Annotated in this window: 11 protein-coding genes and 1 rRNA gene; 7 read left to right on the top strand and 5 right to left on the bottom strand. The window is 58.3% G+C overall.

Annotated elements, in window-relative coordinates; genetic code table 11:
• Window positions 1-81 (top strand): 5S ribosomal RNA (gene rrf / locus AACY02_RS26080); the annotation flags it as partial.
• Window positions 82-302: 221 nt separating this feature from the next.
• Complete coding sequence (mrdA, locus tag AACY02_RS19710; RefSeq protein ID WP_339433406.1) at window positions 303-2,195, top strand: penicillin-binding protein 2; 1,893 nt, start codon at window positions 303-305, stop codon at window positions 2,193-2,195.
• Between the two features lie 117 nt (window positions 2,196-2,312).
• On the opposite strand, the gene AACY02_RS19705 is transcribed toward mrdA, so the two are convergent.
• Both AACY02_RS19705 and AACY02_RS19700 read right to left on the bottom strand, forming a co-directional pair.
• Window positions 2,313-2,717 (bottom strand): lysozyme inhibitor LprI family protein, encoded by a 405-nt coding sequence (locus tag AACY02_RS19705; protein ID WP_339433405.1) that lies wholly within the window; start codon window positions 2,715-2,717, stop codon window positions 2,313-2,315.
• Window positions 2,718-2,773: 56 nt separating this feature from the next.
• A complete protein-coding gene (locus AACY02_RS19700; protein ID WP_339433404.1) occupies window positions 2,774-3,694 on the bottom strand; it encodes an ADP-ribosylglycohydrolase family protein in 921 nt (306 codons plus the stop codon).
• 173 nt (window positions 3,695-3,867) lie between these two features.
• Here AACY02_RS19700 and AACY02_RS19695 point away from each other — a divergent pair, with 173 nt between their 5' ends.
• Entirely contained in the window at window positions 3,868-4,356 is a 489-nt protein-coding gene (locus AACY02_RS19695; RefSeq protein ID WP_221733243.1) for an SRPBCC family protein, read from the top strand.
• A 386-nt stretch (window positions 4,357-4,742) separates the two neighbouring features.
• On the opposite strand, the gene acnA is transcribed toward AACY02_RS19695, so the two are convergent.
• Entirely contained in the window at window positions 4,743-7,484 is a 2,742-nt protein-coding gene (acnA, locus tag AACY02_RS19690; RefSeq protein WP_339433403.1) for an aconitate hydratase AcnA, read from the bottom strand.
• A gap of 221 nt (window positions 7,485-7,705) precedes the next feature.
• Here acnA and rlmM point away from each other — a divergent pair, with 221 nt between their 5' ends.
• Window positions 7,706-8,779 carry a 23S rRNA (cytidine(2498)-2'-O)-methyltransferase RlmM gene (rlmM, locus tag AACY02_RS19685; RefSeq protein WP_339433402.1) on the top strand — a complete coding sequence of 358 codons (1,074 nt, stop codon included), beginning with the start codon at window positions 7,706-7,708 and terminating at the stop codon, window positions 8,777-8,779.
• 67 nt (window positions 8,780-8,846) lie between these two features.
• Window positions 8,847-9,098 carry a sulfurtransferase TusA gene (gene tusA, locus AACY02_RS19680; RefSeq protein WP_339433401.1) on the top strand — a complete coding sequence of 84 codons (252 nt, stop codon included), beginning with the start codon at window positions 8,847-8,849 and terminating at the stop codon, window positions 9,096-9,098.
• Between the two features lie 128 nt (window positions 9,099-9,226).
• On the opposite strand, the gene AACY02_RS19675 is transcribed toward tusA, so the two are convergent.
• Window positions 9,227-10,636, bottom strand: a complete 1,410-nt coding sequence (locus AACY02_RS19675; protein ID WP_339433400.1) for an MATE family efflux transporter — start codon at window positions 10,634-10,636, stop codon at window positions 9,227-9,229.
• Between the two features lie 159 nt (window positions 10,637-10,795).
• On the opposite strand from AACY02_RS19675, the gene pdxB reads away from it, so the two are divergent.
• Complete coding sequence (gene pdxB, locus AACY02_RS19670; protein WP_339433399.1) at window positions 10,796-11,938, top strand: 4-phosphoerythronate dehydrogenase PdxB; 1,143 nt, start codon at window positions 10,796-10,798, stop codon at window positions 11,936-11,938.
• A gap of 96 nt (window positions 11,939-12,034) precedes the next feature.
• On the opposite strand, the gene AACY02_RS19665 is transcribed toward pdxB, so the two are convergent.
• A complete protein-coding gene (locus AACY02_RS19665) occupies window positions 12,035-12,214 on the bottom strand; it encodes a PA1571 family protein (protein WP_339433398.1) in 180 nt (59 codons plus the stop codon).
• Window positions 12,215-12,472: 258 nt separating this feature from the next.
• Between AACY02_RS19665 and AACY02_RS19660 the strand changes: the two genes are divergently transcribed.
• Window positions 12,473-14,254, top strand: a complete 1,782-nt coding sequence (locus AACY02_RS19660) for an ABC transporter transmembrane domain-containing protein (protein ID WP_339433397.1) — start codon at window positions 12,473-12,475, stop codon at window positions 14,252-14,254.
• The last annotated feature ends 75 nt before the right edge of the window (window positions 14,255-14,329 follow it).

The following is a 14,329-nucleotide window of genomic DNA, read 5'->3' as shown; positions in this document are numbered from 1 at the left end:
CATCCCGAACTCAGCAGTGAAACGATGCATCGCCGATGGTAGTGTGGGGTTTCCCCATGTGAGAGTAGGTCATCGTCAAGATTAAATTCCGAAACCCCAATTGCGAAAGCAGTTGGGGTTTTGTTTTGCCCGCAGGAAAGTTTTCAGGCCCGTTGATCCCCTAGCTGTTACAAGAGCTTCTGTTGGGGGAAAAACGTTATGAAGTGACCGGGCAGTTTTTGGTATGGTGCAGCTCTTTTTTTCACGGACTGATGCCATGCCTAGGGAGCGGCACTCATTTATGTCAAAGAGTTGCTGTGGAAATGCCTGAACCAATCCCGATCAAGGATCACGAGAAAGAGACGCGGCTGGTCAACAAAAGGTTGATCGCCTGCGCCTTTTTCGTCTTCGTCATTAGCTGTGCGCTGGTGGTGCGCCTTTACATCCTGCAAGTAGTCGAGTTCGACTACCACTCAACCATTTCAGAAAACAACCGCGTCCATGTTTTGCCGATCCCGCCCACACGCGGACTGATCTACGACCGCAATGGCGTGCTATTGGCAGATAACCGTCCCAGTTACAACCTGAGCATCACTCGCGAACGTGCCACCAACGTCAATCAGGAGTTGGACGAGGTTATCAATCTCTTACACCTACCTGCGGAAGATCGGACGGTATTCGACAAGGCGCTGAAGCAGTCCCACCACCCGTTCACCCCGGTAACGCTGTTCTATGAGCTGACGGAAGAACAAATCGCTGTGTTGGCGGTCAATGAGTTCCGTTTGCCTGGCCTGGATGTAGAGCCACAGTTCGTTCGACATTACCCATTCGGCATGCACTTCGCTCACTCAATTGGTTATGTCGGCCGCATCAATGAAAAAGAATCCAAGACCCTCGACTCGGTGGAATACCGCGGCACCCAATCCATCGGCAAAACCGGTATCGAACGCTTCTATGAAGCGCAACTGCACGGTCACGTCGGTTATGAGGAAGTGGAAACCAACGCTCAAGGCCGAGTGCTACGGGTACTCAAACATACAGATCCCGTGCCGGGCAAAAACATAGTCCTGAGCCTCGACGTCAAATTGCAGGAAGCTGCCGAAGCTGCTTTGGGGGATCGCCGCGGTTCCGTCGTGGCGCTTGATCCGAGCAGTGGCGAGGTGTTAGCCATGGTCAGCAACCCGAGTTTTGACCCTAACCTGTTCGTTACTGGCATCAGCTCCAAGGAGTATTCGGCGCTCCGTGACTCCATTGATCGGCCGCTATTCAACCGTGTACTTCGAGGCTTGTACGCGCCGGGCTCGACGATCAAGCCGGAAGTCGCGATCGCCGGTCTCGATGCGGGCGTTGTCACGCCGCAGACCCGCGTGTTCGATCCGGGCTACTACCAACTCCCGGACTACGATCACAAGTACCGAAACTGGAACCACAGCGGTGACGGTTGGGTCGACATGGACGCAGCGATCATGCGCTCCAACGACACCTACTTCTATGATCTGGCGCACAAGCTCGGCATTGATCGCCTGCACGACTACATGGCGATGTTCGGCCTGGGTGAGAAAGTCTCGCTGGATATGTTCGAAGAATCCCCCGGTCTGATGCCATCTCAAGCCTGGAAGCGCGCGACACGGCGGCAGGCCTGGTACCCGGGCGAAACGGTCATCCTCGGTATTGGTCAAGGCTACATGCAGGTCACACCTTTGCAACTGGCGCAGGCGACCGCGTTGATCGCAAACAAAGGCGTGTGGAACCGACCGCACTTGGCCAAGACTGTCGATGGTGTGGCACCGGTCGATGAGCATCCGATGCCGAATATCGTGCTCAAGGACCCGCGCGACTGGGAGCAGGTCAACCACGGCATGCAGATGGTGATGCACGCTCCCCGCGGCATTGCTCGCGCGGCGGCAGCAGGTGCGCAATATCGAATCGCCGGCAAGAGCGGCACGGCACAGGTGGTGGCGATCAAGCAAGGTGAGCGCTATAACCGTGAGAAGACCCTCGAACGCCACCGCGACAATGCCTTGTTCGTCGGTTTTGCGCCGGCTGAAGATCCTAAGATTGCGGTTTCGGTGATGATCGAAAACGGCGAAGCCGGTGGTCGTGTCGCCGGTCCCGTGGTACGGCAGATCATGGACGCCTGGCTACTTGATCAGGATGGTCATCTTAAGCCGCAATACGCCGCGCCGACCAAAGCACCGGGCAATCCGCACGTTTAACCGGCAGCAGCTAGACAGCACAGGCTCTCGCAGGCTGAGCATGTGCTGGAAGCTGTCGAGCAATACCGTTTCCGCGCGGCGGCACAGTTATTGCGCAAAAAATCCTCACTACACGCATCAGGCCCCGGGGACCGGGCAACCCATGTCACCTTCTTCACACTTCAAATATTGCTTCAGCGCCTCAACCCGGACTTTGGTCACGGCCGTCATGCAGCTACTGTAAATCAGCGGGTAAACGCTGCCGCCCGCCACCCCGGATGACGAAAACGCGCACTCGGCATCGCGAAACCCGATCCACGCCCTTTGCGCATTGACCAACAGCTTCTTGCTATCCGGATTGTCCTTCAAGCGCCCGGTGATCTGCTGATATACGGTGTTCAGTTCTTTGTCCGCCGCTTTGAAGTCCTGGCCGGCGCATTGATTCATCGTTGCCTGATCGCTGGCGTTGGCACAGTCGACGGCGGCGTGGGCGAGGGGGGTGAACAGAAATGGCATCAGGGCCAGGAGCAGGCGTGGGGACATGGGAGTTCTCGTTATATCGGATGAAAGTGCAGAGTAGTGTAGCGACTGCGTGGTTCCTATTCAGGTGCTCGTTGTCTGGAGGCTTCAAGCAAGCGGTCTGCGGTCGCTGTAATCTCCTCGCCTTCATGCAGCAGTTCCAACCATTTGGCAGGAATGGCCCCGACGCCGTAGAAGGCACCGGCCAACTGGCCAACGATCGCGGCGGTGGTGTCGGCATCATCGCCCAGATTCGCGGCTTGCAGGATCGCCTCTGAAAAACTGTCGGTGTGATGAAAGCACCACAATGCTGCTTCCAATGACTCGACGCTGTAGCCGCTACCGCGTATTTCGTTTGCCGGTTTGTCGAGGTATTCACCTCGGGCCAGCGCAACGACTTTGGGTTGTGTGAAGGTCGTGAGGGCGTGCTCGAGCAAGATGTTTTTCGCTGTTCCGAGCAGGGTTTTGCCGATCAGTTCGGCAAATAGTAAGCAGCATTCGATAGCTTCAGGCGCTGCATGGGTTGTTCGCGAGCTGTCGGCGGCAAACTTTCGCACCAGTTCAACGTCAGGAAAGTAAAACAGCACCACCGGTGCCAGCCGCATCAGGGAGCCATTACCAGCGGTGTGCGGGTCGGTTGATCCAGCAAAGGGTTCACCTGTTTGCTGATAATGCGAGAGCGCCTGACTGACGGTCATGCCAATATCAAAACATTCGCCGGTCGAACTGAGGTAACCCCATTTCCACCAGTTGAGATAGCGGCCCATCTGGTCTGTGGCATCGAAACCGTTTTTACTCAGCAGACTTTCCGCCAGGCACAGAGCCATCGATGTGTCATCCGTCCATTGCCCCGGTTTCAAGTGGAAAGGACCACCACCGAGCATGTCAGTCAATGGTTGGAATGAACCGCGCGGTTTGAACTCAACCGTGGTGCCGACCGCGTCGCCGCAAGCCAGGCCCAGCAGGGCGCCGCGATAACGTTCGGTGAGGGATGGCTGCATGACTCTTCCTTGCTTCGTTCAATTCCCGGGAAAAGGTATCAGTTTCAACCGTTCAGAGGCGCTTGAAACGCTGCCGGATGTGTCATTGCAGATGAACCGCTGCACTGCTTTGATACAACTTCAGGTTGGACATGTGGTCATACAAGCCTACTGTTCAGAACAGGAGGTGACGTATGAAACCAGTACCCAATAGTTTCGAACGCAAAATCACGCTCAGGGCGCCACGTTCTCATGTCTGGCGTGCATTGGTCGATGCCGAGGCGTTTGGCCAGTGGTTTGGGGTGGCACTGGAAGGCAGGCGTTTTATTGCCGGCGAATGGACGCAAGGGCAAGTCACGTATCCGGGTTTTGAGCACGTTTTATGGAATGTGCTGGTCGAGCGAGTCGAGCCGCAGCAACTATTTTCATTCCGCTGGCATCCGTATGCGGTCAATCCAAAGATCGACTATTCCCAAGAGCCCACCACGCTGGTCAAGTTTGAGCTGCAAGATTACGAGGAAGGCACCTTGCTGAAGGTGTCAGAGTCAGGTTTTGCGCACATTCCGGATATTCGTCAGAAGGAGGCTTATTACATGGACAGCCGTGGCTGGGAAGAACAGTTGAGCCGCCTTGAACACTTTCTTATCGACAGTGCCAGGGCTCGTCAGGGGGCAGGTGGATGAGGTTGGGGGTGTTGGCTGCTGTATGGTTTCTGCCGGAATACGCCTATGGGCCGCTGAAAGTCGAACACATTGCGGATTTGAAGCCCCGCGCCTGACACGTCTAAGGGTTTTCGGAAGGGGTCGTATAGCGAATGTCCTACACGCGATGGTAGCTATGTCGACTATTGCCGATTGGATCCCACGCGTAATCTACACACATCAACTGAAGCACAGGGAGTACTTCAGGATCACGGATGATCGACCATTGCAAGGATCGCTGCCGACAGGGAGTCGATAATGGTCTTGGGAAAAACCCGCTTCGGCGGGTTTTTTTTCGTCCGTAAAAAAGTGCCGGTATGACCCACTGTGGGGAGAGAGCAAGCTCCCCCCAGCAGGTACGGTGTGGATCAAGAGGCGATAAGCTGCCGCAGCACGTAATGCAGGATCCCGCCCGCCTTGAAGTACTCCACTTCATTCAAGGTATCGATGCGGCACAGCACGTCGATTCTCTCCTGCTGCCCGTCTTCACGGGTGATCACCAGCGGCAGATTCATCCGCGGCGTCAGCTCAATGCCACTCAGGCCCTTAATCTCGAAGGTTTCCTTGCCGGTCAGGTGCAGGCTCTTGCGGTTTTGATCGAGCTTGAACTGCAGCGGCAATACGCCCATGCCCACCAGATTGGAGCGGTGGATGCGCTCGAAACTTTCGGCAATCACCGCTTTGACGCCCAACAGGTTGGTGCCTTTAGCCGCCCAGTCACGGCTGGAGCCGGTACCGTATTCCTGTCCGGCAATCACCACCAAGGGTGTTCCCGAAGCCTGATATTTCATGGCCGCGTCGTAGATCGCCAGTTTCTCACCCGTGGGCATGTAGATCGTGTTGCCGCCTTCTTCACCGCCGAGCATCTCGTTGCGGATGCGGATGTTGGCAAAGGTGCCGCGCATCATCACTTCATGGTTGCCGCGCCGCGAGCCGTAGGAGTTGAAGTCTCGCGGTTCCACGCCTTTTTCGCGCAGGTAACGCCCGGCCGGGCTGTCGGTCTTGATGTTGCCGGCAGGGGAGATGTGGTCGGTGGTCACCGAATCGCCGAGCAAAGCCAACACCCGCGCGCCTTTTACATCCTTGATCTCTGGCAGTGGGCCAGAAATCTCGTCGAAAAACGGCGGATGCTGGATGTAGGTCGAATCGTCCTGCCACACATAAGTTGCCGCTTGTGGCACCTCGATGGCTTGCCACTGTTCGTCGCCGGCAAACACTTCGGCGTATTCCTTGTGGAACATCGCGGTGTTGACCTGATTCACCGCGTCGGCGATTTCCTGGCTACTCGGCCAGATATCGCGCAGATACACCGGATTGCCTTGTGGATCATTGCCCAACGGTTCGCTGCTGATATCGGTACGAACAGTGCCGGCCAGCGCGTAAGCCACCACCAGCGGTGGTGAGGCCAGCCAGTTGGTTTTCACCAATGGATGCACCCGACCTTCGAAGTTGCGGTTGCCGGACAGCACCGAAGCGACAGCAAGGTCTGCTTTCTGAATGGCTTTCTCGATCGGCTCTGGCAGCGGGCCGGAGTTGCCGATGCAGGTGGTGCAACCGTAACCCACCAGCGAAAAGCCAAGCTGGTCGAGGTATTGCGTCAGTCCCGCCGCCTTGTAGTAATCGGTAACCACTTTCGAGCCCGGCGCCAGCGAACTCTTCACCCACGGTTTACGGGTCAGCCCCTTCTCCACGGCTTTTTTGGCCAAGAGCCCGGCGGCCATCATCACACTCGGGTTTGAGGTGTTGGTACACGAGGTGATGGCGGCGATAACCACGGCGCCGTTTTTCAGTCGATAGGTGCGCCCCTCGTATTCGTACTCCGTTTCGCCGATGAGATCGGCATTGCCCACGGCCACGCCGCCGCCACCTTCGCTTTCAAGACGTCCTTCTTCTTTACTGGTGGGTTTGAATTGCAGGTCGAGGAAGTCGCTGAAGGCTTGCGCAACGTTGGGTAATGAAACGCGATCCTGCGGTCGTTTTGGCCCGGCGAGGCTCGCTTCGACGCCACCCATGTCCAGCGCCAGGCTGTCGGTGAACTCCGGCTCCTGACCGGGTAGACGCCACAACCCCTGAGTCTTGGTGTAAGCCTCGACCAGTTTCACCACGTGCGGGGGGCGTCCGGACAGGCGCAGGTATTCCAGGGTCACGTCATCGACCGGGAAGAAACCGCATGTTGCGCCATATTCCGGAGCCATGTTGGCGATGGTCGCGCGGTCAGCCAGCGGCAGGTCGGCGAGGCCGTCGCCATAGAACTCGACGAATTTGCCCACCACACCTTTCTTGCGCAGCATTTGCGTGACGGTCAGCACCAGGTCGGTCGCGGTGATGCCTTCCTTGAGTTTGCCAGTGAGTTTGAAACCGACCACTTCCGGAATCAGCATTGACACCGGTTGCCCAAGCATCGCCGCTTCGGCTTCGATCCCGCCGACACCCCAGCCCAGCACGCCAAGGCCATTGATCATGGTGGTGTGGGAGTCGGTGCCCACCAGCGTATCAGGGAAGGCATAGGTACGACCGTCTTCATCTTTGGTCCACACCGTGCGGCCGAGGTATTCGAGGTTGACCTGGTGACAGATCCCGGTGCCCGGCGGCACCACGCTGAAGTTGTCGAAAGCGCTCTGGCCCCAACGCAGGAAGGCGTAACGCTCACCGTTGCGCTGCATTTCGATGTCGACGTTCTGCTCGAAAGCGCTGGCGGTGGCGAATTTGTCGACCATTACCGAATGGTCGATCACCAGGTCCACCGGCGACAGCGGATTGATCCGCTGCGGATCACCACCGGCCTTGGCCATGGCGGCGCGCATCGCGGCGAGATCGACCACGGCCGGTACACCGGTAAAATCCTGCATCAATACCCGGGCCGGGCGGTACTGGATCTCGCGGTCGGAGCGGCGCTCCTTGAGCCAGGCGGCAATCGCTCTGAGGTCGGCGCCGGTGACGGTTTTTTCATCTTCCCAGCGCAGCAGGTTTTCCAGCAGCACTTTCAGCGACATCGGTAGCTTGTCGATGTTGCCAAGGCTTTTGGCAGCATCCGGCAGGCTGAAATAGTGGTAGGTCTTATCGTCGATTTGCAGTGTTTTAAGCGTCTTCAGACTATCGAGGGACGGCATTACGATCACTCCTTTGAATCCGCACGGCTACGGATCGGGGGACGAATAGAGCTTTAAAACTAGCCCTGTTTTCATTAGCTGGCTAATAACTGGACTCTATGACGAAGTCCAAGGTTCCGACATCGGCTATCATGCGCCGGTTTTCGTGACAGGCTTTGCCGCAACGCAAGGCTTGAGCATCGCGCAGGGGCCGAATGTCCGCCCTCTGCCCAGGAGTAAGAATGAACACCCTATTCATGCATTGCCGGCCAGGTTTCGAAGGCGAAGTCTGCTCGGAGATTTCCGACCTCGCCGCCCAACTCAACGTGGCCGGTTACGCCAAAGCCAAAACGGCCACCGCCTGCGCCGAGTTTGTCTGCACCGAAGAAGACGGCGCCGAGCGCCTGATGCGTGGTCAGCGTTTTGCCGAGCTGATCTTCCCGCGCCAATGGGCGCGTGGCGTTTTCATCGATCTGCCTGAAACCGACCGTATCAGCGTGATCCTCGCGCACATGGCCGATTTCCCGGTGTGCGGCAGCCTTTGGCTGGAAGTCGTCGACACCAACGACGGCAAGGAACTGTCGAATTTCTGCAAGAAGTTCGAAGGCCCGCTGCGTAAAGCGTTGACCGGCGCCGGCAAACTGGTGGAAGACGCCAGCAAGCCGCGTCTGTTGCTGACCTTCAAGAGCGGCCGCGAAGTTTTTCTCGGTATGGCGGACGCGGGTAACTCGGCGATGTGGCCGATGGGTATCCCTCGTTTGAAGTTTCCGCGTGAGGCGCCAAGCCGTTCGACACTGAAGCTGGAAGAGGCCTGGCACCACTTCATCCCGCGTGATCAGTGGGAAGATCGTCTACACAGCGACATGACCGGCGTCGATCTCGGCGCCGCGCCGGGTGGCTGGACCTGGCAACTGGTCAATCGCGGCATGCTGGTGACCGCCATCGACAACGGTCCGATGGCCGAAAGTCTGATGGACACGGGTTTGGTGCAGCATTTGATGGCTGACGGTTTTACCTTCAAGCCCAAGCAACCGGTGGACTGGATGGTCTGCGACATCGTCGAGAAACCGGCGCGTAACGCGGCGATGCTCGAAGAGTGGATCGGCGAGGGGCATTGCCGTGAGGCGGTCGTGAACCTGAAGCTGCCGATGAAACAGCGTTATGCCGAAGTGAAGCGTCTGCTTGAGCGCATTGCCGATGGTTTCAAGGCGCGCGGCATCAAGGTTGATATCGGCTGCAAGCAGCTGTATCACGATCGCGAAGAGGTCACGTGCCACTTGCGTCGGCATGACGTTAGAAAACCCAAATCCCGCTGAAGCACCACAGGGTTAGACGATATACCCGGCAATGCGCGACAATGCAGGCCAGTTTCAGGAGTGAATCATGAGTGAAATGATCGACATGCCGGTCGACGGTACCCTCGATGCCACGGGCCTCAATTGCCCGGAGCCGGTGATGATGCTGCATCAGCACATCCGTGATCTGGCACCCGGCGGCCTGCTCAAGGTGATCGCCACCGATCCGTCGACCAAGCGCGATATCCCCAAGTTCTGCGTGTTTCTCGACCATGAACTGGTTAGCCAGCATGAAGAGGCCGGTACTTACCTGTACTGGATTCGCAAGAAGCACGCCTGAGCCTCAGGCCAAACCCAATGTGGGAGCGGGCTTGCTCGCGAATGCAGTTTTTCAGTCACCTACAAGGGCGACTGAGATACCGCTTTCGCGAGCAAGCCCGCTCCCACATTTTTTTGGTTTAAGTGGACTTAGCCCAGCGAACGGCTGATTCGGATACGCTTGCGCGCACTGCGGGTCAGACGAATCGACAACATGAACGCCGCGCAACTCAGGCCGACGATCAAACCTTGCCACAAACCGCTCGGGCCACGAGGCGCGCCGAGCCAATCTGTCAGGCCGAGGGCGTAACCCACCGGCAGGCCGATGCCCCAATAGGCGAACAGGGTCAGGATCATCGTTACGCGTGTGTCCTGATAACCACGCAACGCGCCGGCGGCGGTGACCTGGATCGCGTCGGAAAACTGAAACAGCGCCGAATACACAATCAGCATCGCGGCGATGTGAATCACCGTCGGGTCAGCGGTGTAGATCGCCGCAATCGGCTCGCGCAACAGCAACATCATGCTCGCCGACAAGCAGGCGTAGGCCAATGCGGTCCCCATGCCGACGCCCGCCGCAAAACGCGCTTCACGCGGTTCTTCCCGGCCCAGAGCCTGGCCTACGCGCACGGTAACCGCCATGCCCAGCGAGTAAGGAATCATGAACACCAGCGAGCTGACGTTGAGTGCAATCTGGTGCCCGGCCACCACGGTAGCGCCGAGGCTGCCGATCAGTAGCGCGATGACCGCGAAAATGCTCGACTCGGCAAACACGGCGATACCGATCGGCAGGCCGATCGCCAGCAGACGTTTGATGACCGCCCACTGTGGCCAATCGAAACGGCTGAACAGTTCGCTTGAACGATAGGCTGGCGCCCAGCGCTCGTAACCGGCCAGCCCCAGCGCCATCACCCACATCACGATCGCCGTGGCCCAACCGCAGCCGACGCCGCCCATGGCCGGCACGCCGAAGTGGCCGTAGATGAAGATGTAGTTCAGCGGGATATTGAGCGCCAGGCCGCACAAGCCCAACACCATCGCCGGCCGCGTGCGGCCCAGGCCATCACTGAAGCAGCGCAGTACATGATAAAACGCCACCGCCGGCAGCCCGCTGGCGATGCCGTGCAAATACTGCATGCAAGGGCCAATCAGCTCGGGATCGACGTTCATCAGATGTAGGATCGGCTCGGCGCCGAGCAGCATTACGGTCGCAATTAACCCTACTGCCAACGCCAGCCACAATGCCTGTCGCACTACCGGGCCGATCTCGCTGTGAGTGCCGGCGCCGAAGCGCTGGGCGACTTTCGGCGTGGTCGCCAGCAGGGTGCCGGTCATCAGCAGGAAGACCGGTACCCAGATCGAGTTGCCCAAGGCCACCGCCGCCAGATCCCCCGGGCCGACGCGACCGGCCATTACCGTGTCGACGAAACCCATGGCCGTGGTTGCCAGTTGCGCGATGATGATCGGCAACGCCAGGGCGAGCAGGTTTTTCATCTCCAGGCGAACCCTGGCGGGACGGGTGAGGGCGACGGCGACAGGTTGGTCAGTTACGGAATTCACAGGCAAAGCGTCCACAGATATTGATGCGCAGGGCGCCGCATTCTACGCCGCTGACGCCTTGGTCAGGAAAAATCCTCTGTTACGGATTTGTAAGCGCAAAGCCTGCTGGCCCAACCGCCTGTCTGCACCTAAACTGCCGATCCGCCAAAGGAGCCCGCCATGCTGATTGTTGCCGACGAAAATATTCCGTTGCTCGATGCTTTTTTTGCCGGTTTCGGTGAAATCCGCCGAGTTCCAGGCCGTTCCATCGACCGTGCGACGGTTGAACAGGCCGATGTATTGCTGGTGCGTTCTGTGACCAGCGTCAACCGTGCCTTGCTCGAGGGCAGTAAGGTGCGCTTTGTTGGCACCTGCACCATAGGCACTGATCATCTGGATCTTGAATACTTCGCCCAAGCCGGTATCACCTGGTCGAGTGCGCCCGGCTGTAATGCCCGGGGCGTGGTCGATTACGTGCTTGGCAGCCTGATGACGCTGGCCGAAATCGAAGGCGTCGATCTGGCTCAGCGAACCTTCGGTGTGGTGGGTGCGGGCGAAGTCGGTGGTCGACTGATCACGGTCCTTAAAGGTCTGGGCTGGAACGTGAAGGTCTGCGATCCGCCGCGTCAGTCCGCCGAGGGGGGCGATTACGTCAGCCTGGAGCAGATCATCGAGCAATGCGATGTGATCAGCCTGCACACGCCATTGACCCGCAGCGGTGAAGGGGCGACCTGGCATCTGCTCGATCAACAGCGTTTGCAGCAACTCAAGCCCGGTGCCTGGCTCATCAATGCTGCCCGTGGCCCGGTGGTGGATAACGCCGCGCTGCGCAAAGTGCTGCTGACGCGTGAAGACCTGCAAGCAGTGCTCGATGTCTGGGAGGCAGAACCGGAGGTCGATGTGGCACTGGCCGAACTCTGCGTACTGGCCACGCCGCACATTGCCGGGTACAGCCTCGATGGCAAACAGCGCGGGACGGCGCAGATCTATCAGGCGTACTGCGACTTTATCGGGCAGCCTGCGAGCATCCAGCTCAGTGACTTGCTGCCTGCCCCGTGGTTGTCGCAAGTCACCTTGCAGGCCGACAGCGATCCTGCCTGGGCGTTGGCGATGTTGTGCCGTGGCGTGTACGACCCACGCCGCGACGATGCGGATTTTCGCCGCAGCCTTGTAGGCAATCTCGCTGAACAGCGTGCGGCATTTGATGTGCTGCGCAAGCAATATCCGGTTCGGCGCGAGATTGAAGGGTTGAAGGTGCGGATTGAGGGAGATTCGCCTGTATTGCGGCAGATCGTGGCGGCACTTGGAGCGGTTGCGGTCTAGGGCACCGAACCGGCCCGTTCGCGAGCAAGCTGCGGTCTGACAGCCACGCATAAAAAACCCGGCCAGAGGGGCCGGGTCAGGAAGACAGTGGCTATATCACTTTTGTTCGGCAGGCTTGATCAATCGCTTCTCCAGCTCGCGGCAAGCGTCCTGGATCATGTCTTCAGTGATCGGTACTTCACGCCCGTCCTTATCAATGATCGAACAACCCAGAGTCTGGCCGGGCTTGGTGCGGATCACTTCAATCTTGTCATTGCTGCTGTGTTGCAAGGACATGGCCTGTCTCCTCATCAGGTTGTGTGCCTAGGTTAGAACCGCCACGTGACCGGGCTGTGACAATCCCCTGAGCTTTATCGGGGGCGGCATCTCCACTCAACCAGAAATGACCGTTCGTCTCAACCGTGACTTTAGACCAATAGTCTCTAGGCCCTAGTCGTCACGGGCATATTTAACCTGACTCATTGTGATTTACAGAGTTCCACCCCATTTGAGTATGTAGGCTGGCCCTATTCAACAGCACAGATGTGAACCTCAATGATCCCGATGCTTTCCTCTCGACACCGGCGCGCCTTGCGTCTGACCAGTCGTTTTCTCGCCCCTTATCGCTGGCCGGCCTTCGGCGCGCTGCTGGCGTTGATCGTGACGGCCGGTATTACCTTGTCGTTGGGGCAGGGGATCAAACTGCTGGTCGATCAGGGGTTCATGACCCAATCACCGCACTTGCTCAACCAATCCATAGGCATATTCATGCTGTTGGTGTTGGGCCTGGCGGTCGGCACCTTTGCCCGGTTCTATCTGGTGTCGTGGATCGGTGAGCGAGTGGTGGCAGACATCCGCCGGCAGGTGTTCAACCATTTGGTTTACCTGCATCCGGGGTTTTACGAGGACAATCGCAGCTCGGAAATCCAGTCACGCCTGACGGCTGACACGACTCTGCTGCAGTCGGTGATCGGTTCGTCGTTGTCGCTGTTCCTGCGCAACTTGCTGATGGTCATCGGCGGGGTTGTACTGCTGTTCATCACCAACCCCAAACTCACCAGCATCGTGGTGATCGCCTTGCCGCTGGTGATTGCGCCGATCCTGATTTTCGGGCGGCGCGTGCGCAATCTGTCGCGGCAGAGCCAGGACCGGATTGCCGATATCGGTAGCTACGTGTCCGAAACCCTCGGGCAGATCAAAACCGTTCAGGCTTACAACCATCAGGCGCAGGATGAACAGCGCTTTGCGACGACGGTTGAGCAGGCTTTCGAAACGGCCCGCAAGCGAATCTTCCAGCGAGCGTGGCTGATTACTCTGGTCATCGTGCTGGTGCTCGGCGCTGTAGCGGTGATGTTGTGGGTCGGCGGCATGGATGTGATTGCCGGGCGGATATCTGCCGGTGAACTGGCGGCGTTCGTCTTCTACAGCCTGATTGTCGGCAGCGCTTTTGGCACATTGAGCGAAGTGATTGGTGAACTGCAACGCGCCGCCGGTGCCGCTGAACGGATTGCCGAATTACTACGCTCGGAAAACATCATTCAACCGCCAGCGACGGGTTTGGTGACCTTGCCGGCGCGAGTAAAAGGCGAACTGGAACTGCAGGATGTAAGGTTTTCCTACCCCTCGCGTCCGCAAAGCTACGCCGTCGATGGGTTGAATCTTACCGTCAGAGCTGGCGAAACTCTGGCGCTGGTGGGGCCATCCGGTGCCGGTAAATCCACGGTGTATGACTTGCTGCTGCGCTTTTACGATCCGCGCGAAGGCCTAATTCTGCTGGATGGGGTGCCGTTGACCAGCCTCGATCCGCTGGATCTGCGTCGCTGTTTTGCTTTGGTCTCCCAGACGCCGGCGCTGTTCTTCGGCAGCGTGGAGGAAAATATCCGCTATGGCTGCCCATCGGCCACGCTGGAACAAGTCAAGGAAGCGGCCCGAATTGCCCACGCCCATGACTTCATCGAACAAATGCCTGATGGCTATCAAACCCATCTGGGCGATGGCGGTCTTGGACTTTCCGGTGGTCAACGCCAGCGTCTGGCCATTGCCCGGGCGTTGTTGGTGGATGCGCCAATCCTGCTGCTGGATGAAGCCACCAGCGCACTCGACGCGCAAAGTGAACACCTGATCCAGCAAGCCTTGCCCAATCTCATGCACAACCGCACCACACTGGTGATCGCCCACCGTTTGGCCACGGTGAAGAACGCCGACCGGATCGCCGTGATGGACCAGGGCAAATTGGTCGCGGTAGGGACGCATCAGGAATTGATTGCCAGTAATCCGCTATATGCACGGCTGGCGGCGTTGCAGTTCAACGATGGCGTGCAGGTGATGAGCGACTAAGCACCGACACGGTCGAGCGCTATGAAAAATGCCCTTATCTCGCGATAAGGGCATTTTCTTTACCGGGTGTGATCT

The sequence above is a fragment of the Pseudomonas sp. EA_65y_Pfl2_P78 genome (assembly GCF_963970495.1).
Classification (GTDB): Bacteria; Pseudomonadota; Gammaproteobacteria; order Pseudomonadales; family Pseudomonadaceae; genus Aquipseudomonas; species Aquipseudomonas baetica_A.
This window is presented reverse-complemented; position numbering and strand designations above follow the sequence as displayed.

What these genes read in the sequence shown, in the direction of transcription:
- AACY02_RS19700 (WP_339433404.1), bottom strand. Translation starts at nt 3,694, where the DNA reads ATGCAGCCATCCCTCACCGAACGTTATCGCGGCGCCCTGCTGGGCCTG.
- mrdA (WP_339433406.1), top strand. Translation starts at nt 303, where the DNA reads ATGCCTGAACCAATCCCGATCAAGGATCACGAGAAAGAGACGCGGCTG.
- pdxB (WP_339433399.1), top strand. Translation starts at nt 10,796, where the DNA reads ATGCTGATTGTTGCCGACGAAAATATTCCGTTGCTCGATGCTTTTTTT.
- tusA (WP_339433401.1), top strand. Translation starts at nt 8,847, where the DNA reads ATGAGTGAAATGATCGACATGCCGGTCGACGGTACCCTCGATGCCACG.
- rlmM (WP_339433402.1), top strand. Translation starts at nt 7,706, where the DNA reads ATGAACACCCTATTCATGCATTGCCGGCCAGGTTTCGAAGGCGAAGTC.
- AACY02_RS19665 (WP_339433398.1), bottom strand. Translation starts at nt 12,214, where the DNA reads ATGTCCTTGCAACACAGCAGCAATGACAAGATTGAAGTGATCCGCACC.
- AACY02_RS19660 (WP_339433397.1), top strand. Translation starts at nt 12,473, where the DNA reads ATGATCCCGATGCTTTCCTCTCGACACCGGCGCGCCTTGCGTCTGACC.
- AACY02_RS19705 (WP_339433405.1), bottom strand. Translation starts at nt 2,717, where the DNA reads ATGTCCCCACGCCTGCTCCTGGCCCTGATGCCATTTCTGTTCACCCCC.
- acnA (WP_339433403.1), bottom strand. Translation starts at nt 7,484, where the DNA reads ATGCCGTCCCTCGATAGTCTGAAGACGCTTAAAACACTGCAAATCGAC.
- AACY02_RS19695 (WP_221733243.1), top strand. Translation starts at nt 3,868, where the DNA reads ATGAAACCAGTACCCAATAGTTTCGAACGCAAAATCACGCTCAGGGCG.